This window comes from Pedobacter humicola (assembly GCF_056490705.1).
This window is the reverse complement of record NZ_JBWJIG010000012.1, coordinates 127926-147704: the sequence shown is the minus strand read 5'-3', so window position 1 is coordinate 147704 and position 19779 is coordinate 127926. Positions and strand designations below refer to the sequence as shown.

19 protein-coding genes and 1 tRNA gene are annotated in these 19779 nt (G+C 40.9%); 12 read left to right on the top strand and 8 right to left on the bottom strand.

Annotated features, from left to right (window positions below; all coding sequences use genetic code 11):
* Positions 1-72 precede the first annotated feature (72 nt).
* Positions 73-459, bottom strand: coding sequence for a VOC family protein (locus tag AC04Q1_RS18615; protein ID WP_478366072.1), 387 nt, complete (start codon positions 457-459; stop codon positions 73-75).
* 351 nt (positions 460-810) lie between these two features.
* Here AC04Q1_RS18615 and AC04Q1_RS18610 point away from each other — a divergent pair, with 351 nt between their 5' ends.
* Both AC04Q1_RS18610 and AC04Q1_RS18605 read left to right on the top strand, forming a co-directional pair.
* The gene (locus AC04Q1_RS18610; RefSeq protein WP_478366071.1) at positions 811-1407 is read left to right on the top strand and encodes a hypothetical protein; all 597 of its coding nucleotides are present in this window, start codon (positions 811-813) and stop codon (positions 1405-1407) included.
* A gap of 105 nt (positions 1408-1512) precedes the next feature.
* Positions 1513-2409, top strand: coding sequence for a hypothetical protein (locus AC04Q1_RS18605; protein WP_478366070.1), 897 nt, complete (start codon positions 1513-1515; stop codon positions 2407-2409).
* Positions 2410-2631: 222 nt separating this feature from the next.
* Here AC04Q1_RS18605 and AC04Q1_RS18600 read toward each other — a convergent pair.
* Together AC04Q1_RS18600 and AC04Q1_RS18595 are read right to left on the bottom strand one after the other, a co-directional pair.
* Positions 2632-2705, bottom strand: a tRNA-Arg gene (locus AC04Q1_RS18600).
* A 230-nt stretch (positions 2706-2935) separates the two neighbouring features.
* On the bottom strand, positions 2936-3169 hold the full coding sequence (locus AC04Q1_RS18595; RefSeq protein ID WP_478366069.1) for a hypothetical protein: 234 nt from the start codon (positions 3167-3169) through the stop codon (positions 2936-2938).
* A gap of 414 nt (positions 3170-3583) precedes the next feature.
* Between AC04Q1_RS18595 and AC04Q1_RS18590 the strand changes: the two genes are divergently transcribed.
* Positions 3584-5092, top strand: a complete 1509-nt coding sequence (locus AC04Q1_RS18590) for a glycoside hydrolase family 43 protein (RefSeq protein WP_478366068.1) — start codon at positions 3584-3586, stop codon at positions 5090-5092.
* 192 nt (positions 5093-5284) lie between these two features.
* Here the strand turns inward: AC04Q1_RS18590 and bla are convergent, their stop codons facing one another.
* Positions 5285-6145, bottom strand: coding sequence for a subclass B3 metallo-beta-lactamase (gene bla, locus AC04Q1_RS18585; protein WP_478366067.1), 861 nt, complete (start codon positions 6143-6145; stop codon positions 5285-5287).
* Between the two features lie 121 nt (positions 6146-6266).
* Positions 6267-7130 carry a helix-turn-helix domain-containing protein gene (locus AC04Q1_RS18580; RefSeq protein ID WP_478366066.1) on the bottom strand — a complete coding sequence of 288 codons (864 nt, stop codon included), beginning with the start codon at positions 7128-7130 and terminating at the stop codon, positions 6267-6269.
* A gap of 161 nt (positions 7131-7291) precedes the next feature.
* On the opposite strand from AC04Q1_RS18580, the gene AC04Q1_RS18575 reads away from it, so the two are divergent.
* Both AC04Q1_RS18575 and AC04Q1_RS18570 read left to right on the top strand, forming a co-directional pair.
* Complete coding sequence (locus AC04Q1_RS18575) at positions 7292-7840, top strand: carboxymuconolactone decarboxylase family protein (protein ID WP_478366065.1); 549 nt, start codon at positions 7292-7294, stop codon at positions 7838-7840.
* Between the two features lie 210 nt (positions 7841-8050).
* Positions 8051-8263, top strand: coding sequence for a hypothetical protein (locus tag AC04Q1_RS18570; protein ID WP_478366064.1), 213 nt, complete (start codon positions 8051-8053; stop codon positions 8261-8263).
* A gap of 65 nt (positions 8264-8328) precedes the next feature.
* On the opposite strand, the gene AC04Q1_RS18565 is transcribed toward AC04Q1_RS18570, so the two are convergent.
* Complete coding sequence (locus AC04Q1_RS18565) at positions 8329-9090, bottom strand: hypothetical protein (RefSeq protein WP_478366063.1); 762 nt, start codon at positions 9088-9090, stop codon at positions 8329-8331.
* A gap of 239 nt (positions 9091-9329) precedes the next feature.
* Between AC04Q1_RS18565 and AC04Q1_RS18560 the strand changes: the two genes are divergently transcribed.
* From AC04Q1_RS18560 to AC04Q1_RS18545, 4 genes are all read left to right on the top strand, one after another.
* Positions 9330-10394, top strand: a complete 1065-nt coding sequence (locus tag AC04Q1_RS18560) for a fatty acid desaturase family protein (RefSeq protein WP_478366062.1) — start codon at positions 9330-9332, stop codon at positions 10392-10394.
* A 48-nt stretch (positions 10395-10442) separates the two neighbouring features.
* The gene (locus AC04Q1_RS18555) at positions 10443-10760 is read left to right on the top strand and encodes a hypothetical protein (protein WP_478366061.1); all 318 of its coding nucleotides are present in this window, start codon (positions 10443-10445) and stop codon (positions 10758-10760) included.
* A 175-nt stretch (positions 10761-10935) separates the two neighbouring features.
* Positions 10936-11976: an adenylate/guanylate cyclase domain-containing protein gene (locus AC04Q1_RS18550; RefSeq protein WP_478366060.1), complete on the top strand. Its 1041-nt coding sequence runs from the start codon at positions 10936-10938 to the stop codon at positions 11974-11976.
* Positions 11977-12137: 161 nt separating this feature from the next.
* Positions 12138-13118: an aldo/keto reductase gene (locus AC04Q1_RS18545; RefSeq protein WP_478366059.1), complete on the top strand. Its 981-nt coding sequence runs from the start codon at positions 12138-12140 to the stop codon at positions 13116-13118.
* A 129-nt stretch (positions 13119-13247) separates the two neighbouring features.
* Here AC04Q1_RS18545 and AC04Q1_RS18540 read toward each other — a convergent pair whose 3' ends face one another.
* On the bottom strand, positions 13248-13835 hold the full coding sequence (locus AC04Q1_RS18540) for a hypothetical protein (protein WP_478366058.1): 588 nt from the start codon (positions 13833-13835) through the stop codon (positions 13248-13250).
* A gap of 284 nt (positions 13836-14119) precedes the next feature.
* Between AC04Q1_RS18540 and AC04Q1_RS18535 the strand changes: the two genes are divergently transcribed.
* Positions 14120-16000, top strand: a complete 1881-nt coding sequence (locus AC04Q1_RS18535) for a gamma-glutamyltransferase family protein (RefSeq protein WP_478366057.1) — start codon at positions 14120-14122, stop codon at positions 15998-16000.
* 3 nt (positions 16001-16003) lie between these two features.
* Here AC04Q1_RS18535 and AC04Q1_RS18530 read toward each other — a convergent pair whose 3' ends face one another.
* A complete protein-coding gene (locus AC04Q1_RS18530; protein WP_478366056.1) occupies positions 16004-17530 on the bottom strand; it encodes a PAS domain S-box protein in 1527 nt (508 codons plus the stop codon).
* A gap of 234 nt (positions 17531-17764) precedes the next feature.
* Here AC04Q1_RS18530 and AC04Q1_RS18525 point away from each other — a divergent pair, with 234 nt between their 5' ends.
* Together AC04Q1_RS18525 and AC04Q1_RS18520 are read left to right on the top strand one after the other, a co-directional pair.
* Positions 17765-18331, top strand: coding sequence for an RNA polymerase sigma factor (locus AC04Q1_RS18525; RefSeq protein WP_478366055.1), 567 nt, complete (start codon positions 17765-17767; stop codon positions 18329-18331).
* Positions 18332-18408: 77 nt separating this feature from the next.
* The gene (locus AC04Q1_RS18520) at positions 18409-19581 is read left to right on the top strand and encodes a FecR family protein (RefSeq protein ID WP_478366054.1); all 1173 of its coding nucleotides are present in this window, start codon (positions 18409-18411) and stop codon (positions 19579-19581) included.
* The last annotated feature ends 198 nt before the right edge of the window (positions 19582-19779 follow it).

Genomic DNA, 19779 nt, shown 5'->3' with positions numbered 1-19779 from the left:
TTTCTCTCTGGAGTCTGTCAATGCTAGCGTAGTTGAAGGACTCTTCTCAACCTTGCTCATCCCCGCTGGGTCTTACATATAAAACACATTAAACTTGTGCCCATCAGGGTCAGCAAATAAAAACCCATAATAACCTGCTCCAAAGGCCTTGGGCTCCGAAACAATTTTGCCACCTGCCTGCGTTACTTCCTTTGCCCATTGATCTACCTCATCCTTAGTCTCTGCAGAAAGGGTAAACACAATTTCATTCGCCAGGTGCGCATCCGAAATTTTCATCTCTACATTCGCCGTCAGCGCCTCTTTTAAAAAGAAATGCATGATAAACTGATCTTCACTGATAAAGAAGCTGGTGAGGTCGTCGTTTCTGCCGTTAGACTTGAAGCCCAATGCGGTATAAAATTTTGTGGTTCGGTCCAGATCACTTACGGTAAAGTTAGACCATATCTTTTTTGGTTTCATCGTTTTGTTTTTTAGGTAAAAATGTTTTCTCTAAGTTACTGTATAATGGCAAAATAGTGGGGTAGGTAAGCGACATTTAAAGGGTGTTTTGGGACAATGTTTTAAAGTTCAATAATTTCGCTAAATCTCTGTATTTTATTATATGAGACATATCGCGGTCTCATCTATCTTATTAAACTGAAAATTTCTATATTAGGCACGAGTATCAATATAAAGATGCCGACTAAGGTTATCATACAAGCGCGGTTTATAAATATCTATACAGCATTTATAGGTAAAATAAAAACTGGCAACAATATTCACCTATCCGAATTATTAGTTTAGGATATAAGAAAGCCTTCATCACAATAAATGGAAACCACAAATGAGCTCATCGTTTGGCTAGTTATAGCCTCAACAATACCAATCGACAATGAATCAGAAACATTTTACTATGATTCTCGAGAAAAAGAGTTTTTCATCTTAGGGGTGATAGACTACCTACTTATTGGCGATCATGATGGATTTCAATTTGAGTATAGTAAAGAAGATATTGATAAGTTGATTGAAAAGATACAAAGAATTGACAACCAAGATCCAACTCTGATTGAGATACCAGTATTATCTATAGCTGACAGAATTAGCTTTCAACATCGTTTTGTAAGTGAACATACAAGTGGTGAAATGCAAAATAAACTACTTGAAATCGTAAGCAAACAAAGCTATGAACACCAGCTAATCCTTGATTCCGCTATTCCGCCAGAATCATTTGACAATTTACTTGGTATGTGGGAAGAAGCCAAGTTTAGGCTAGCGCAAACGAGGGCACTCCAATTTGAGCAGACACACGGAGTTAAGCTAAAAGAGGTGTCGATTTGGAGGATTGATAAATCAAGAGGGGTAAGGAAAACAGCGCAGGTAAACGTAAATGCCATTTCTAAGGCTAAACTTTGGTGGAAGTTTTGGTAGATTGAAAATGAATGTCAACTATGCTTTGTGTTAAGCAAGCTTAAAGCAAAATTGAACTCTAGTTCTTAAATTAATATCATCTTTCCCTTCAAATACCACAACAATATGAGCTTCGATTTATACTTTTACAAACGAAAAGACAGCCAACAGACAGAAGAACAAATAGCAGAATATCTGACCAATAATCTTGTTCATAACATTAGTGAATATCCGAAACAATGGGTTTATGAAAATCCTGATACAGGAGTTTATTTTCTCTTCGAATGGAACGAGCCAGAAGAAGAACAAGAAAGTATCGAAATATTTGATAATTTTCCAGAGTATGAAGCTTTGAATTTTAGTTTCAGTATTAATTTTTTCAGACCCAGGTTTTTCGGCCATGAAGTATTCCCTATTATAGAAAAATTCATAAAAGATCTTGACCTTTATGTTTTAAACGCACAAGACGAAACCGACCCGGACAATCCAAGGAAATTCGCAGTAGGATGTCTTCAGGAACAATGGATAAGACACAATGATAGATTAACATTAGATCAGTTCATAGATTTAAATTTTGAATATTTGCCGCTTGAAAAGTCAGACTATTTATGGGAGTTTCAATTTCATAGAGACGATTTTCAAAATAGCTTAACGGAGGATTTGTTTGTCTCAGGCTTTTTTGTTCTAAAAAGCAAAGAAGATGAGCAATTGTATACTGCATGTGTTTGGCCTAACCATATTTCAATAATACTTCCTCCTGTCGACTTTTTAATAGTTAAAAAAGAATATAAAAAGCTTTTTAAAAAAGTAGAAGAAATTGGGCTTGTACCATATGATACAGTGCTTAATGAATTTGGAGACGACTTTGAAGATTATACCTATAGAGTGCCAGGCCTCAAAGTTTTCAGAAACACGGGCTCTGACAAAATTAAAAAGAAATTCAATGCGCTAAAATTGGTGAAGACAGTAAGTGAATTTGGTAGTGGAGTCCGTTTTGATGGTTTTGTAAATATCCGTCCTTAAGTGCCGGATAAATAGGTACAGTTAAAGTATAAGTTAATTTATTAAGCATATGAGCGCTAAGAATTACATTAGTGGAAGAATATCAAAACTATACTTACTCTTTAAAGGAAAGAGATAGATTGAAAAGAAATATTAATCTATAATATCGCGACATTTGCACGCCCAATCTGAATCTATTTAAGCAAAAAAGGCTTCCAGTTTTGAACTAGAAGCCTTTAATCGTACCCCGGAAGGGACTCGAACCCCTGACCCTCGGTTTAGAAAACCGACGCTCTATCCAGCTGAGCTACCGAGGCCCATTTTTTAATGAGCTGCAAATATAGAAGTTCTGTTGAATATGTAAAAATATATTTTAAACTATTTGAAGGCTGTTTTTCTGATTTTAAATAAGTGTTTAAAAACGAAGCAATTAAAATGGACTTTGCGCAGGGTGATTTAGAATACAAGGGTTAAAAAACTACATTTTTCACCCATGTTGTGCCTGAAACATAGAAAACGCACTCAAAAGAACCCTCAAAAAGCTTGTTTAGGCGTCTTCTCCGTTCCAGATGTCGTCATCCGCATGCCTGATTTCGTCATGACTGGAGGTTACACTCTTTAACTCTTCGTGGTGGTAATTTCTTTCCGGATTTTCAGGCAATCCATTATCATGATCTAGTGGCACTTTTCTTAAGTGCTCAGGTTTTTTAACCTCTGGTAAATCATCGTGTACAACAGAAGGGGTTAAGATCTTCTTTTTGGGGTAGTTGCTGTTTTCCATAATCTTACGAGGCACAAATTTCAAGCCACAAGCAAAGGTGAGGTTAAATTTTGGAAATCGACCGTTATTTTATTTTTAAATCGTTTAGCGGCCAGCAATGCCAGCAGGCAATAATTTAATGTCCTGGAAATCAAAGCCAACCCCGAGCAAACTGATTAAGGATTAGGAAACATTTGCTACAGATTTACTCCGGGTTTTGTTCGGCTACGATTGTTACAACTCCATCTGAGTCCGAACCAACCCCGTCTCAACCGGTAATTTTTCACAGCGATTTTACCTGGCTGTTTTAAATGGATTCCAGGGATAATTGGTGTTAGCCCATGACTTACATCAAAACCAGCACCATCAATTTTATTCAGAAAAAAAATAGCCCTTCCATTATAGAGTTATGGCAATTAAGATTAATTTCGTTAGATGAGATTATTCCGATACCTGTTGCTGTGCCTAACGGTGCAAACCTTGCTGTTTTCAAACCTGCTATTTGCCCAAACGGCAATCAATCCGGTCATTCCCGGCGATTTTGCTGATCCTTCGATCATTAAGGTTTCCAATCAGTATTATGCCATAGGTACTTCTTCAGAGTGGGCGCCGCATTTCCCGATTTATACTTCTGCTGATCTGCTGAACTGGAAACAGACGGGTTATGTGTTTGATCAGGCACCGGAATGGACAACAGGCTCTTTCTGGGCACCCGAATACGATTACCATGACAATACCTATTTTATCTATTATACGGCAAGAAGAAAAAAAGACCTGGTTTCCTGTATTGGCGTGGCCACCTCCAAATATCCCGACAGGGGATTTGTGGATCAGGGCGTGATTATCGACCATGGCAAGGAAGCCATTGATGGATTTGTTTTTTTGGATAAAGGGATTCGGTACATCACTTTCAAGGCCTATGGACTGGACAACAGGCCGATCGAAATTTTAGGCATTAAACTCAGTAAAGATGGTTTACATACCGAAGGGCAGCCTTTTTCGCTATTAAAAGACGATCAGCGGATTGGACTGGAGGGACAGAGCATTTTAAAAAAGGACGGTTATTATTATCTTTTTTACTCTGCAGGCAATTGTTGTGGGCCACAATGTGATTATAATGTGCGGGTAGCACGGTCGAAATCCTTCACCGGACCATATGAGCTATATCCCGGCAATCCTTTATTGATGGAGAATGACTTCTGGAAATGTTCGGGGCACGGCACCTTTGTGACGGCCAAGAATGGAAAAACTTATTATTTATACCATGCCTACAATAAAGAAACAACCGTTTTTGCGGGCAGGCAGGGCATGCTCGCCGAGCTGCTTTGGCCCGAAAAAAATGGCTGGCCTGTTTTTAAAGAACAATCGGGTCCGGCTGTAAACCCGGACCTGAAACTGACTTTCAAAAGTCCGTTAATGGATAAAGGCTGGCAATGGGATTTCAGGAATTCGGGCACGCAGGCTTGGCAGGGCGATGGGAAACTCCATCTATCAGGCAAAATGATGGCTAACTTAACAGGTGTCGCCCTAACGCGGAGACCTGTTTCGGCTGTTTTTGAAGCAGAAACAGTGGTGTCGAATGCAAACAAAGCGTTAAAAGGACTTACTTATTACGGAGACGCGAATGCCGCACTGGGTGTGGGTGTAATCGGTAATACGGTAGAGTTCTGGACCGTTCAGGCCAAGGAGCGTAAAGTGCGCGCATCAGTTCAGCTGGAAGCCAACACAGCCATAGCCTTGAAAATGAAGGTGATGCCGGATAAAAGCGTTCAGGTGTTTTTCAAACAGGGAAGCAAAGACTGGGAAAGTTTGAAGACCGAAGAAAAAGTGACAACAGATTTTCTTCCGCAATGGGACAGAAGTCCACGTATTGGACTTCATTTCAAGGGAGCGCCTGGCGAAGAGGCTGTTTTTTCTTCTTTTGATTTGAAATATAAATTGTAGATATAGCGTCGACTCCACTCCCGATGATAGATTAATTGATGTTTCGTTTATGAAGCGCTAGACGCGTTTGTGTTTACAGTCAAAACAAGGCTGGAAAGATCCTGAAACAAGTTCAGGATGACGAATAATGATTCAGGACGACACTTTAGCCTGGGGATTCGGCGCCTTCAGTGGCAATCGAATTAACATAGATTATTGTTTGCCAATCTTCTTATTGTAAGCCGCTTCAAGTGCTCCTAATGTTTCATCGTAACCCTTACGGTCTATAAATGCTGAAGGGTTATAGGCATCGCCGGCTTTGTGTTTGTTCTGAAGGTTAAACTGGCTGGCGTGTGAGGATAGCCAGATATCAAAGGTTTGTTTTTTTAGTGATTGGAAGGTATAGGCATAATCCTTTTCAATTTCAGGATAGGCTGGTATTTCCGAAAACTTTTTATCGGTAACAATGCTTGGCATATTGGCGATCAGCACTTTAAAGCTACGTTTTTCATCCCTGGTGTTCAACACAAAACTACATGATCCTTTGGTATGTCCGGGGTGGTGCAGCATGGTGATGGTGGTGTTACCCAGCTGGATACGATCGCCATCTTTTAGTAAACGATCGGCAACAACAGGCGTATAACTGCTTTCCTTGCCGCCCAGCGCATAATCCGACCGGCCACCGTCGCGCATTACCTGGGCATCTTTTTCATCAACCATCATCTTTGCACCGGTAAGTTTTTTGATTGCTGCCATGGCACCCATATGGTCGTAATGTGCCTGTGTGGTAAGCAGGATTTTGATATCCTTAAAGTTAAAACCCAGTGTTTTTACATTCTTTTCGATCTGTTCTGCTGATGAGCTTAAGCCGGTATTGATGAGTATGTTTCCTTTTGAAGTGGTAATCAGGTAACAAGCCAGGTCGGCGGTACCAACATAGTATACATTGCCAGCAATACGGAAAGGAGTATAAGGTGCAGACCATTCTTTTGGCGTTTCATCAGGTTCGTGTACGTTTTGAGCAAACGAGAAGAGCGGCAAAAAGAGGAAATAGAATAACGATTTAATTTTCATAGGATGAACAGGTAGTATACGGATTTATATCAATCAAAATTAATAAAATTATCCTGAGCGATACATGAAAGATGCCGAAATTATAGAAATGTGCGCTATGCCTAATCATATTCCGGCTCACTCAAACCTGGAGCATCGGAGCCATTTTGGCGGCCCTAAAATCGGTCGGTGCATAACCGGTCTGTTTTTTAAAATTGCCGCTAAAGTAAGCAGCATCCTCGTACCCCAGTTCGTAGGCAATTTCTTTGGCTGATTTGTCGGTATACATTAATAGTCTTTTGGCTTCGAGCAGCAAACGGTCGCGGATGATGGTTAAGGGGGATTGATGTCCATAAAGGGCGAAAACATTGGACAGCGTTTTAGCTGACCTGTTTAATTCACCGGCGTAAAAACTTACTGTATGGTGTTTCCGGTAATTATTTTCGACAAGAAGGTTATAATTGCGTATGATATCAAGTTTATCATCGCTTATGGATTGAGTAGGAACATATTGCTGTTTAGCAAGACGGGTAATAATAATAATCAAACGCTTTAATAACATTTGCAGCATATCCAGTTGAATATTATCGGTAGTACCGAATTCATCTGCAAATACTTCGAGCAGTGAATCGATCTTGCGCTGATGGGCCTCATCTAAATTGATAAACATATTGCCGGATGAACCGTAAAAGATAAGACCGACACAGCTTACTTCTTTATCGTGGTCTACCACACAATAAAAATTACGATTAAACTGCCAGGCTACAATCTGTTCTGGTTTCTCAAAGCTAAAAGACTGGCTTACTACCAGCGGAATAATGCTCTGCGCTGGAAATTCGTAACCTACACCGTCAATCATAATTTGCTGGGTAGTTCCTCTGTTCCAGGCAATGGTTAAAAATTTATCTTGCCGATCCCGCTGAAAAAATAGCCGGTCGAGTTGAGCTTCGTTTAAGGTTAGCCTAAATTCTCCCCGTGTGAGATTTTGCAGATACTGAAATTTCATTTTACCTTAATTTAATTCTGCAATATCGCAATCTTTTTTGCTGCGTTGAAAAGAGCGGGCATTAATTACAAATCTTCGGGAAATCTGTACATTCTTTGCCAGTGAAAAACCTAAGACCTTTATCCTTATAAAAAAACAAGTAATCATTTAAATAAATCATCATGGAAAATTTCCCAATCCCAGTAAAACAAGACATTTCACCTGCAAATCAGGCTATTTTTACCAATCTCGAAGGTATGGTTGGCTTTGTGCCTAATCTTTATGCTGTTTTTGCACATTCAGAATATGCTCTGGGTAATTACCTTAGTTTGCAGAATGGCAAAAGTTCTTTACGTGCGAAGGAGCGCGAGGTAATTAACCTTGTTGTAAGTCAACTGAACGAATGTGTATACTGTTTAAGTGCACATACTGCTTTTGCCAGGATGAACGGATTTAACGACGAACAGATTTTGGAGATCAGGAAAGCAGACATTTCATTTGATAGCAAACTTGATGCCTTGGCCAAATTGGTTAAAGCTATTGTTTTGGGCAAGGGACATGTTGATCCCGGATTATTAGAAAATTTTTACGCTGCTGGTTATAACAGAGGTAGCTTGGTAGATGTTACTATGGTAATCGGGGATAAGATCATTACCAATTACTTACATGCATTAACCAACATAGCGGTTGACTGGCCTATAGCTGTAGAATTAGAAGAGGAAAATGCTTAAATATTGATAGAGGCCTAACAGTTTACAAAGCGTCGAGAAAATCAAGATACAATGGAACACTTTTCTCAACCCATTCCTCTGAAGAATTGTATTCAATGCCATAGTAAGGAAACAGGGGTCTGTATGTTGCCTTAACATATTCAAAGGAAAGCCCGTAGGGGCGGGTGAGTTCTTCCAAAGGATATTTATATAATTGGCGGGCAGTGGGCATTGGCCATTTGTTCCTGGCTGATTAATGGAAAACTCAGGTTTGGTGAACTGAAAAAAACTGCCTGCCATTACCGAGCTGATGCTGACGCTGCAGTTGCGAAAACTGGAGGAAAACAAAATCACCAATACGAATTAACCCCAATCGGTTACGAATTGAAGACCATTATCAAACAGCTCGAAAGCTGGGGTGAAAAACATAAGGCGCTCGATTAAGCGAGCGCCTTATGTTTTTAATGATTTTCAATATTGGTTGATCAGAACTGCAGCTGAGAAAGATTTTAAAATTTGATTGATAACTGCTCGGAAACCAACGCATTGTTTTTATAGTATTCGAAAAACCAATTTCCGTTCTTTTTTAATACGATACCATTAACACTCCCATTATTCGCGATAAAGTAATCGGCTACAGAACTTTTTAATAAAGTAAGTACAATCTTCGGTGCTGCATCAATCAACTGGTAACCGTTGGTTATGGCTTGTGCGTATAACAGCCCTTCGGGTTGTTTAATTTCGGTAGCAACAGGTTGATTGGCAGGCGCTGTTACTGCTTTAGTTTCCGGAGCTGGTATTGGCGCTGCTGCTGTGGGCGCTGGGGTAGCAACTTCAACGGTGCTGCCTGCTACATAATGGAAATCGCTGATGGAAGCAAAAGCTTCTTTTAATGCGGCATTATAAGAGGTGTTGTATTCTTTCTCTCTGCTTTTGCCTTCCTTGCCTTTGAGTACCACCGTGCCCTTACAGTCTTTGAGCACTAAAGTAAGGTTGGTTACAAACATGGAGTTTTTCTCTAAAATATCTACGGTTAAAGCCTTGCATCTATCGGTCGCGATTTCTGTTGGCAATTCTGCATTGTCGAAATACACCGTAAAACCTTTCGCCTCAAACGACGCTTTGGTTTCGGTGTTTAGCCCGTATTGGTTAATCTGTTTAAGGAAACTGAACTTTTCCGGTACAATTAAGTATTTGTAACTATTGATGTTAGATTGTGCCTGTACAGAAAAAGAACATGCCAAAAGGATGATGAAAAGATATCGTTTCATAAGGGGTGATTCAAGGATAAATATTGCGCCTCAATTTATACAATGATATGGAGAAAATCAAATTTTGTGCGGTGAACTTAAACCGTCTTCCAGATGCAAATCAAAAAAGAAGTAATAACAATATTATGCGTATATTTACGTTTTATAATCACACGCGCCCGAGAGGCGCATTCTTTTTGTTTTAGCACGCAACAGGAATCCTTCTGTGTATTCAGAGGGCAGGTGTTAAAACTGATCTCATGACAAAAATATCTTTCGAATCCACTACAACTCCCTTTTTTAAATCTTTAAAGGAAAAGGTGAATCTTTATTTTTTGGATACCGGAAAAAGTAAAAACGGCGGTCCTGTACTTTTTTTTAAGGGTTTAGGACTTGTTCTTTCGGCCATGGCCATTTATTTTATCCTGGTTTTCTTTTCTCCGCATTGGAGTATTGCCGTACTGCTCTGTGCTATTTTCGGGGCAAACCTGGCGGCCATTGGCTTTAATGTAATGCATGAGGGCGGGCACGGGAGTTTTTCCAGATACAAATGGATCAATGCGGTTTCTGCCTATTCGCTCAATATCATGGGCGGAACTATCCATTTCTGGAAACAGAAACACAATATCGACCACCATACCTATACCAATATCGACGGCATGGACCATGATATTGATATCAAGTTTATGCGTATGCACGAAGAGCAAAAGCGAAAGAGGCACCATCGTTTCCAGCAATATTACTGGATCCTGTTGTATGGCGTTTCTTATATTGCCTGGATTCTTTACCAGGATTTTGAGAAATACTTTTCGGGAAAGATGGGCAAAAACGGTAAAAAGATCAAACTTGATGTGAAAGAACACCTGATCTTCTGGACCACTAAATTGTTATACCTTTCGGTTTATTTATTACTCCCCATCCTGATGCTGGGCCTGGGCAAGGCTTTGATCGGTTTTACGATTGCAGCAGTAGTTTGCGGATTTACCCTGAGTATAGTGTTCCAGTTGGCGCATGTGGTAGAAGGGACTTCCTTTCCTGATAATATTAATGGCAGGATCCAGAATGAATGGGCGGTTCATCAGATTTCCTCTACGGCAAATTTTGCCACAAGGAGTAAGCTGGCATATTTTTTCCTTGGCGGACTTAATTTTCAGGTAGAACACCATCTGTTTCCGGGCATCAGCCATATCCATTATCCGAAAATCAATGAATTTGTGAAGGAGACCTGCAGGGAGTTTGGCGTTTCCTATCTGGAGCATAAAACGATGTTGAATGCATTTATTTCACATCTTTCACACCTTAAAAAACTGGGAACGACCGATTAACCGTTTCCCTTAATTAATTATTGCCGAAAGGCATCTTATGAAATGAATATGAAAAATGATGACATAGCCTTAGAGGCAAAAGTATTTTTATACCACTTGAACAATGCCAACGACGAAAATGGCATCCGTAAAGATGAAAGCTGGACCTTGCGCCAGGTGAGTGAAGCGGTAAAAACGGAAATCGAACGAAACTATTCGCCAACGGTTTCAACAAGGGTTGATCCTAAGGTAATGGAAGAGTTCTCTACAAGCCTGATGCTAAATTTAAAGGCACAGCCTAAGGTTAAAGTATCGAGCCTTTTTATGGATGTGCTGCCGGGAGCCGAATACATCATTGCCTTTTCTACCGACAGGATCAGGAGATAAGCCTTCAATAAAGATAATCTTTTGGCGATTATTCCCCGCGTTATTTACACTGCTCTGAAACAATGTATATAGCTTGTTTATTAATGATGTAGTAAAATGATTGCATAGCTAATAATATTCGTTATTTTAGTGGTAGCCTATCAAGTATTGGCTTAGTATTTTGAATAACGTGAGGATGTTAACAAAAATCAATCGCCGAACGCTACAGAAATTTCAACAATTGCTGATTATCGTCATCTCCTGGATGGTGATTGGGGTAATCATTGCTGTTTTTGAGGATCTGGTATTACATACCAGAAAATCATTGGGGCCAGCGCCCGGTTATTCCCTGCTGGCTTCCATAATTTTAAATGCGGGCATCGGTTTTACAGCGGCATTGATTGGAGGGAGTCTTTTGGTATTTTTTGTAAACGAGAAGTACAACGATAAACCTTATGGTTACACCCTTTTAATTGTTGCCGGATGTTTTATCTGCATCATTCTACTGGTGAACGAGGTGTTGAGTCTGCTTTCATTTGGCGATCCGCACCGGTTTCTTAAAAATGGCCTGGCCTGGGCCATCGTGGTTTCCATCACCCAGTTGATGCTTCAGATCAACAGTAAATTTGGACAGGGCATTTTCTGGGACATCATTCGTGGAAAGTACAATACGCCAAGGGAAGAATCGCGGATTTTCATGTTTCTTGATCTGAATTCATCAACCACAATCGCTGAAAGTTTGGGTGATAAAAAATATCATGAATTGCTCAAAGATATTTTTATCGACATTACCAATCCCATTTTGGAAAACAGAGGGGAAATATACCAGTATGTAGGTGATGAGGTGGTAATCGCCTGGCGTTATGAAGATGGACTGAACAACAATAAATGCATCAATTGCTTTTTTGATATTAAGACTCAGCTTCTCATACTAAAAGCGAAATATATCAGTAAATATGGCCTGCTGCCTTCATTTAAAGCGGGCATCCATTGCGGTAGGGTGATTGCCGGGGAAGTTGGTATCATAAAACGTGATATTACCTATTCGGGAGATGTACTCAATACCACTTCCAGGATCCAAAATATGTGTAAGGAATTTAATCAGGAGATGCTGGTTTCGACAGAACTGCTTAAAGAACTGCACTTAAGCGGAGATTATACTGCAAAAATATTTGGGGCAATTAAGTTGAGGGGGAAGGAAAAGGAAATGGAACTTGTGGCACTGACACCTGTTTAAAATTGCAGGTCACAATGTAATTAAGGCTCAGAATCCCGGGGGATTATTGTTAGTGTTATTTGAAACGCATAAGCATTCGTTTGAATTTGGTAATTTACTACCTACGCTTTCTATTTAAATTTGTATCATAAAAACAAAGATTAATCTTTTAACAATAGGTTATGAAATATAGAAAATTAGGAAATACCAGCGAACAGTTATCAGCGATAGGATTGGGTACCATGGGCATGAATCATGCTTATGGCAAACCAGATGATCAGGAATCATTGGCCACCTTAAATCTGGCCATCGAGCTGGGCATTAATTTTTGGGATACTGCCGATATTTATGCCCAGGGCGAAAATGAAAAATTGGTATCGCAGGTTTTAGTACCGAACAGGGATAAGATCTTTATCGCCACGAAATTTGGATTCAGATGGGATGATCAGAAGACCAGAGCTTTTGACGGATCGCCTGCGTATCTTAAAACAGCAGTAGAGCAAAGCCTGAAACGCCTGCGTACCGATCATATCGATTTGTATTATGCGCACCGGGTAGATCCAAATGTACCTGTCGAAGAAACGGTAGGGGCTATGGCCGAATTGGTTAAAGAGGGAAAGGTAAGATATCTTGGCCTGTCTGAAGCTTCAGCTGCATCCATTAGAAAAGCACATGCCGTACACCCGATAGCTGCACTGCAAAGTGAGTATTCACTTTTAACAAGAGATGTAGAAACTGAAATCCTTCCCTTAACAAAAGAATTGGGGATTTCTTTTGTTCCTTTCAGCCCGTTAGCCCGTGGATTGGTAACCAATACGCTTGATGTAAGTACACTTGGAGATAACGACTTTAGAAAGGGACTGCCACGTTACCAGGAGCAATATGCCGAAAACAATAAGAAACTGGCAGAAGGTTTTGCAGCAATAGCGGAATCGAAAAATGTTACACCAGCCCAAATTGCGCTGGCGTGGGTTTTAAGTCAAGGTGAGCACATTATCCCTATCCCTGGTACCAAGAAAACCAAATATTTAAAGGATAATGCCGGCGCCGTGGATGTAAACCTTACACCTGCCGATTTGACTACCATTGATGAACTGCTTAAAAAATATCCGGATACCGGCGCGCGCTATACCGCTGAGCAGGAGAAAATGGCGAATAACTAAGTGATTCGAATTGTCATGTTGAGCTTGCCGAAATACCTTAACGGGATTTAAAAGGGTCCTTCGACAAGCTCAGGATGACAATCGTGTATTATGGCACTGCTGTATTTAAGATATAACCTTTTTTAATGGTTATTTACCAGCTTTAAACATTTTGATCGCTGCATTTTGCACTTTTAGTGCATCATTTTCAATAATCTTTTTGATGGCCGCGTCTGTTGAGGCCTGAAATCCGGTTTTAACAATAATGGTGTCTTTTTCGTTGATCACCGTTAAACCAAAGAAATGGCTTCCGAATTTATAAGTGTTTTTGGTAATGTTGGCTTCTTTTTCAACGGTTTTGCCAAATTCGTAACTGCTGCTTAACTCATCAAAAAAGTCTTTTACTGCCTGGAAAATGATATGGGTTTCTATATTCAGATCATTAATGATCACCGTAGCATCCTTTAGTTCAGGGATAGCTTTTCCTTTGGCGCTTTTCTGTAAATCATTTAGCTCTGGAAATAAGTCTTCGCTAAAGATGATGTCTTTAGGATCTTTGATAAAAATTGTGGCAGTTTTTCCCGTTTCATCCATGCGCTGTACTAAATCAATGGTATCGTTGCCGTCCTTCAGGGTGGCTGCATCTGCTGCAGTATATTCGGTTTTAATGTCACTGATCGTGTTCTTGATGACGTTAACAACGTATTCTAAGACTGGGTATGGCGTAATATTATTCATTGTAATAATTTTTTGCAAAGGTACGGCTTAGTTTTTAAGGTATAATATAATCGGGAAAAAGAAAACGATTATTTTTAGATAAAGACATCACAAACAGGCTTTTAGTTTTTAATTGTTGCAGGATGGATATTCTCCTTCCAAGAAAACAGCAATTATGGGCAGATGGCGCAGGCAACTATCCGACTAGTGGCCAGGTTTGTAACAAGCTTGTTTAACTGTGCGGAATAGGGAGTGAGGGACAGATACCGCCCAATTCTGATGCTATATTTTCTTATATTAGAATCATGAAGAATCTAGCCTTATTTTTTGTACTATTTCTGTCTATCGATAGTTTATTTGCACAACCTACGCAAAAACCAATGCTTTATGGCAACAACTGGATGGCTATCACGGGTAAGCCAATGGCTGCCACTGCCGGATCGATGATTTTCCAACAGGGTGGTAACGCCGTTGATGCAGCTTGTGCCATGCTGGCCGCCACCTGCATCATGTGGGATACCTTAAGTTGGGGAGGAGAAACACAGGCGCTGATTTACAATCCTAAAACGAAAAAGGTTATTGCAATCAATGCCATGGGTGTGGCGCCAACCGGAGCTACAGTAGCGTTTTTTAAAAGTAAAGGCTATAATTTTCCGCCAGAATATGGACCATTGGCGGCAACTACACCTGGCACCCCGGGCGGACTCATTTTTATGTTGAGTAAATATGGCAGCATGAGTTTAGGACAGGTTTTAGCGCCAGCCATGCACATGGCAGCGGGTTATGCCATTGAAGCACAGGCCGCAAATACCATAGAACGCGATAAAGAAATGATCAAAACCTGGCCTTACAGCAAAAAGGTTTTATTGCCACATGCAGGTGAGAAACGTGAAGCTCCTGAGGCAGGTGAGGTTTTTATTCAAAAAGATCTGCTTGCCACTTTAACCAAAATGGTTGATGCAGAGAAAGCCGCATTGAAAAAGGGTAAATCCCGTCAGGAGGCATTAATGGCGGCTTACGATCGTTTTTATAAAGGCGATATTGCGCAGGAGTTTGTCCGTGGAAGTAAGGAACAAGGGGGCTTAATCACCATGGATGATCTGGCCAAATGGAAGCCGGTAGAAGAGGATGCCTTAAGCACCAATTATAAAGGCATTGAAGTATACAAATTAAAACAATGGACACAAGGCCCTGTTTTACTCCAGGCTTTAAATATCTTGGAAAATTTTGATTTAAAAACAATGGGCTACAATAGCTCAAAATACATTCACACGGTTTATCAAGCCATGAACCTTTCTTTTGCAGATCGTGATTTTTATTATGGAGATCCTGGGCAAACACCTGCCGAACCCATGAAGGGGCTGTTGAGTAAGGAATACGCAAAACAAAGGGCATCGCTGATCCGCCTGGATAAGAACGATGAGCATATCGGCCCAGGAGATCCTTATCTTTTTGAAGGAAAGAAAAACCCTTATTTGAATCTGTTAAAAAGCAGGGGTTTTGAACTGGATACGGCCAAAAGAAACTTTGCCCCAAAACACGATTTGGGTAATAATACACCCAAAGAAGTTTACGAAGACCGCTTATGGAGAGGCACAACTTCTATAGAGGCAGCCGATAAAGAAGGTTGGGTAGTATCGGTTACACCGAGTGGAGGCTGGCTGCCGGCCTGCATTGCGGGTAATACAGGATTGGGCATGAGCCAGCGGATGCAAAGTTTTGTTTTGGATTCTACTTTAAATCCTTTTAATGTTGTGGCACCGGGCAAGCGGCCAAGGGTAACCTTATCACCATCTTTATTTTTGAAAGATGGTAAACCATTTGTTTCGGCTGCGGTCCAGGGTGGGGATACACAGGATCAGAATTTATTGCAGTTTTTCCTAAACATGGCCGAGTTTGGCATGACGGTTCAAAAGGCAACTGAGGCGGCCAACTTTAATACCAACCAACTTTGGCTTTCCCTGGGGGGCACTAAAACCAGCGACAGGGAACCTAAACCCGGGCAGATCTTATTAAATACCAATACAAAAGAAACCGTGCGCGACGAACTGAAAAAAATGGGCTATATCCTCAGTTTTTCAGATCGCACCAGTGGCCCGATCAATGCCATTTATTTCGATTGGAAACATGGTAGCCTGCAAGGCGGATCGAGCAACCATGGAGAAGACTATGGCATCGGCTGGTAATCCTTATTCTGCAGCTTTAAGGGAAAAAGAAAATATGGATCCCAGTCCCACAGTACTTTCAACGTGGATAGCTGAACCATGCATGTTAATGATGGAACTGGCGAGGTATAGGCCAATCCCAAAGCCGCTGATAAACCTGGTTTTTTCGGATTTAATGCGGTAGAATTTTTGGAACATACTTTTCTGGTCTTCTTTAGAAATCCCTATTCCCTGATCTTTCACGCTGACGATGAAGCCATGTTCTGTTTTATCGCAAGAGATGGTGATCGCACCACCCTCAGGAGAGTATTTCTGCGCATTGCTGATCAGGTTGGTGAGCACTAAGGATATCTTTTCGATATCACCCATGGCCATGGCATGTTTCTCACCCTGGTAGCTGAGCTGGTGTCGGGAACTGCTTACCCTTGCGTCTTCTAAACAGGCGTGTATGGATGAGGTAAGATCAAAGCTTGAAACCTCTAGTTTCATCTGACCATCTTCAAACCTGGATATATTCAGGAAATCGCTGATCATGTTTTCCATCTTTTTGGTCTGCTGCTCGGCCTTAGTTAGGGCATGACTGATAAAGTCGTGGTTTTCCCCTTTCGATTTATGCAGGGCCACCTGGATATAGGAGCGGAGAGAAGTTAATGGTGTTTTGAGTTCGTGGCTTACAAAGCCGATAAACTCATCCTTTTTTTTCTCTGTAAGTTTTTTCTCTGTAATGTCTCGGGCTATTTTTGAAAGTCCGATAACCTTTCCCGATCTGTCTTTGATGGGCGAAATGGAAAGTGACACGTGGATCAATGTGCCATCCTTTTTCATACGGACCGTTTCGAAATGTTCCACCCTGTTGCCTTTTTTTAGTTCAGCTAGGATTTTAGGCTCCTCGTCGTGCCTGTCGGGCGGAATAAGTTTTAAAATCGAACTGCCCACCATTTCGTCGGCCGTATAACCGAAGATGCGGCACGCAGATCCATTCCAGCTCGTAACGATACTATTCAGGTCTTTGCTGATGATCGCATCGTCGGAAGAGGCAATGATTGCCGCAAGCCTTTCGCTATCTACCTCTGCAGCTCTTTGCGCGGTAATATCCCTGGCAATCTTGGAAAGTCCAATGATCTTGCCTTCAGCATTCAGGATTGGTGAGATGGTGAGGGATACATCGATAAGCGTTCCATCCTTTCTCATGCGCCTGGTTTCAAAATGGTCTACACGGACACCTCGCTTTAACTGCTCCAGGATTATGGGTTCCTCGTGCTGGCGGTCGGCAGGGATAAGTTTGAGTATTGAAACACCAATAATTTCTTCTGCAGTGTAGCCGAAAATACGGAAAGCCGATTCGTTCCAGCTGGTAATGATGCCCTCCAGATTTTTACTGATGATGGCATCGTCTGATGTGCTGACGATGGAATTTAATATCGCACTTTTCTCTTCAGCAAGCCTTAAAGCTGAATTCAAACGCGTAAGCTGTTCATTATCTAAGCGCAGATCTGATTCTCTTTTTTCAAATTCTCTGATCAGCTGGATTATCTCGTCCGTTTCTTTCATGTTTCTGCCTTAATGCGGCAATATAGGAATATTTAGCGATTGTAGGCCAATGAAGGCAATGAGAGGTGTTTTTATATCTAATGTTTTACTTACCATGATGTGGTGGTGATTTAAGCATCCTGCCATTTTCATCGATAGCTGAATAATTTTCAGCTTAACAAATTGATAATATAGGAAGAATTGTATCTTTAAAATCTAAATGGTTTTTTTGTAGAAAAAAAATTAGTTGGAGTAATGGCCAAATATAATCTGTACACTGATGACGAACTTTTTCTTTTGTTGAAGGAAAGGGATCATCGTGCGTATGCCATACTCTACGAAAGGTACTGGGCCATGCTTTTCCGTTATTCACGAAGGATACTCCAGAATGATGAGGAAGCAAGAGATGTGGTACAGGATGTTTTTGTAATGCTTTGGTCGAAGGCCGAAACCCTGGAAATACAGATATCTCTTTCCTCTTTTTTATATGCCGCTACCCGGAACAGTATTCTTAAGCTTTTTCAGCGCGGAAAGGTAAAAAGCAATTATTTAAATTCTTTAACCGAATTTATCAAACAAGAGAACAATACTACCGATCATCTGGTGCGCGACCGGGAGCTGGCCAAACGGATTGAGCATGAAGTATCGATGTTGCCTCCAAAAATGAGGGAAGTATTTGAACTCAGCCGGAGATCGCATCTCTCTCACCGTGAAATTGCCACCCAAATGGAAATTTCAGATAAGACGGTGAAAAAACAGATGGCAAACGCCTTAAAAATCCTTCGTTTAAAGCTTGGAACGCTTTTCTTTTTAATTTTTTAATTTTTTTTTATTTCATCTACTCCCTAAGGGCGAGCAAACGGTCATAACCATACATTTGACCAATTGAGGAAAACCCTATGGAGGATAAACGCGCTCAGACATTACTTAATAAATACCTGGAGGGTAACTGCAGCCCCGAAGAGACCGATCTGATAGAATCCTGGTATTTGAAGGAAACTGAAAATCCACCAGCATTTCAAACAGAACCAGATTATCGAGAATTGCAGAAATCGATATGGAAGAATATAACACAGGAAAACAATAAAACCAGAAAGCTAGTGCCCTACTACAGATGGGCGGCAGCTGCAGCGGTGTTGGTTATGCTGAGTGTTGGTTTGTACCATTGGGTTAATACCACAAATACTCCTGTACAATCAACAACAGATTTTGCACATCACGATATTGCCCCTGGCGGAAATAAAGCTTTCCTAACACTAGCCGATGGAAAACGGATTGCCCTGGATGATGCGCAAAATGGGAAAATAGCCGATCAAACCGGGGTAAGCATTTCGAAAACGGCCGATGGACAATTGGTATATACTGTTTCGGACGCACTTAAATCGACCCGGAAAAGCGCTCCTATAACCAGTTTTAATACCATCGAAACTCCCAGGGGAGGTCAATATCAGATCAGTTTGCCCGATGGAACCAAAGTTTGGTTAAATGCAGGTTCCTCACTGCGTTATCAGGCGCAGTTTGCCACTGCTCAGCGTGAGGTAGAACTTAAAGGCGAAGCTTATTTCGAAGTAGCCAAAAGAACAATCAATGGAAAGCGATTGCCATTTGTGGTAAAAACCAACTTGCAGGAAGTGGAAGTACTGGGTACGCATTTCAATATCAATAGCTATGAAGAAGAAGGCAATACCAGAACAACCCTGTTGGAAGGATCGGTAGCGGTACGTCCGCTACCAAGCAATGGAATGGCTGTACCTGCCCGAATCATTAAACCAGGCGAACAATCTACACTAAATGCTTCGGTGCTTAACGTGGCTACAGTGGATACCGAACAGGTGCTGGCCTGGAAGGAAGGATTTTTTATGTTTGATGATGAAAACCTGCAAAGTATCATGCATCAGGTGGCCAGATGGTATGATGTAGAGGTCGAATTTAAAGACAGCGGGTTAAAAACAAAGAAATTTAGTGGTACCGTGTCGCGCTTTGGCAATGTATCACAAGTACTTAAAAAAATAGAATTAACAGGGTCAGTTCACTTTAAGATCGAAGGAAGGAGGATTGTGGTGATGAAATAAAATCATAAGACTGCAGTCCAAAAAAAAGTCAGCAATGCTACGAACATTACTGACCCTTAACCGGCATAACCGGGAATGCTTTGGCTCAGTTCAGATACACTATTGCGATAGAATACCTTTAACCAAAACAAACGAACAAATGTATACAAATTCTGCTAATATATTTTGCAGGTATCGATCCTGCGTGACCAAATTTTT

Bases quoted from the DNA above. Each gene is read 5' to 3' on its own strand.
- AC04Q1_RS18520 (WP_478366054.1), top strand. From the start codon at position 18,409: ATGGAGGATAAACGCGCTCAGACATTACTTAATAAATACCTGGAGGGT.
- AC04Q1_RS18550 (WP_478366060.1), top strand. From the start codon at position 10,936: ATGTTAACAAAAATCAATCGCCGAACGCTACAGAAATTTCAACAATTG.
- AC04Q1_RS18555 (WP_478366061.1), top strand. From the start codon at position 10,443: ATGAAAAATGATGACATAGCCTTAGAGGCAAAAGTATTTTTATACCAC.
- AC04Q1_RS18615 (WP_478366072.1), bottom strand. From the start codon at position 459: ATGAAACCAAAAAAGATATGGTCTAACTTTACCGTAAGTGATCTGGAC.
- bla (WP_478366067.1), bottom strand. From the start codon at position 6,145: ATGAAAATTAAATCGTTATTCTATTTCCTCTTTTTGCCGCTCTTCTCG.
- AC04Q1_RS18545 (WP_478366059.1), top strand. From the start codon at position 12,138: ATGAAATATAGAAAATTAGGAAATACCAGCGAACAGTTATCAGCGATA.
- AC04Q1_RS18530 (WP_478366056.1), bottom strand. From the start codon at position 17,530: ATGAAAGAAACGGACGAGATAATCCAGCTGATCAGAGAATTTGAAAAA.
- AC04Q1_RS18610 (WP_478366071.1), top strand. From the start codon at position 811: ATGGAAACCACAAATGAGCTCATCGTTTGGCTAGTTATAGCCTCAACA.
- AC04Q1_RS18580 (WP_478366066.1), bottom strand. From the start codon at position 7,130: ATGAAATTTCAGTATCTGCAAAATCTCACACGGGGAGAATTTAGGCTA.
- AC04Q1_RS18565 (WP_478366063.1), bottom strand. From the start codon at position 9,090: ATGAAACGATATCTTTTCATCATCCTTTTGGCATGTTCTTTTTCTGTA.
- AC04Q1_RS18575 (WP_478366065.1), top strand. From the start codon at position 7,292: ATGGAAAATTTCCCAATCCCAGTAAAACAAGACATTTCACCTGCAAAT.
- AC04Q1_RS18560 (WP_478366062.1), top strand. From the start codon at position 9,330: ATGACAAAAATATCTTTCGAATCCACTACAACTCCCTTTTTTAAATCT.
- AC04Q1_RS18525 (WP_478366055.1), top strand. From the start codon at position 17,765: ATGGCCAAATATAATCTGTACACTGATGACGAACTTTTTCTTTTGTTG.
- AC04Q1_RS18535 (WP_478366057.1), top strand. From the start codon at position 14,120: ATGAAGAATCTAGCCTTATTTTTTGTACTATTTCTGTCTATCGATAGT.
- AC04Q1_RS18540 (WP_478366058.1), bottom strand. From the start codon at position 13,835: ATGAATAATATTACGCCATACCCAGTCTTAGAATACGTTGTTAACGTC.
- AC04Q1_RS18595 (WP_478366069.1), bottom strand. From the start codon at position 3,169: ATGGAAAACAGCAACTACCCCAAAAAGAAGATCTTAACCCCTTCTGTT.
- AC04Q1_RS18590 (WP_478366068.1), top strand. From the start codon at position 3,584: ATGAGATTATTCCGATACCTGTTGCTGTGCCTAACGGTGCAAACCTTG.
- AC04Q1_RS18605 (WP_478366070.1), top strand. From the start codon at position 1,513: ATGAGCTTCGATTTATACTTTTACAAACGAAAAGACAGCCAACAGACA.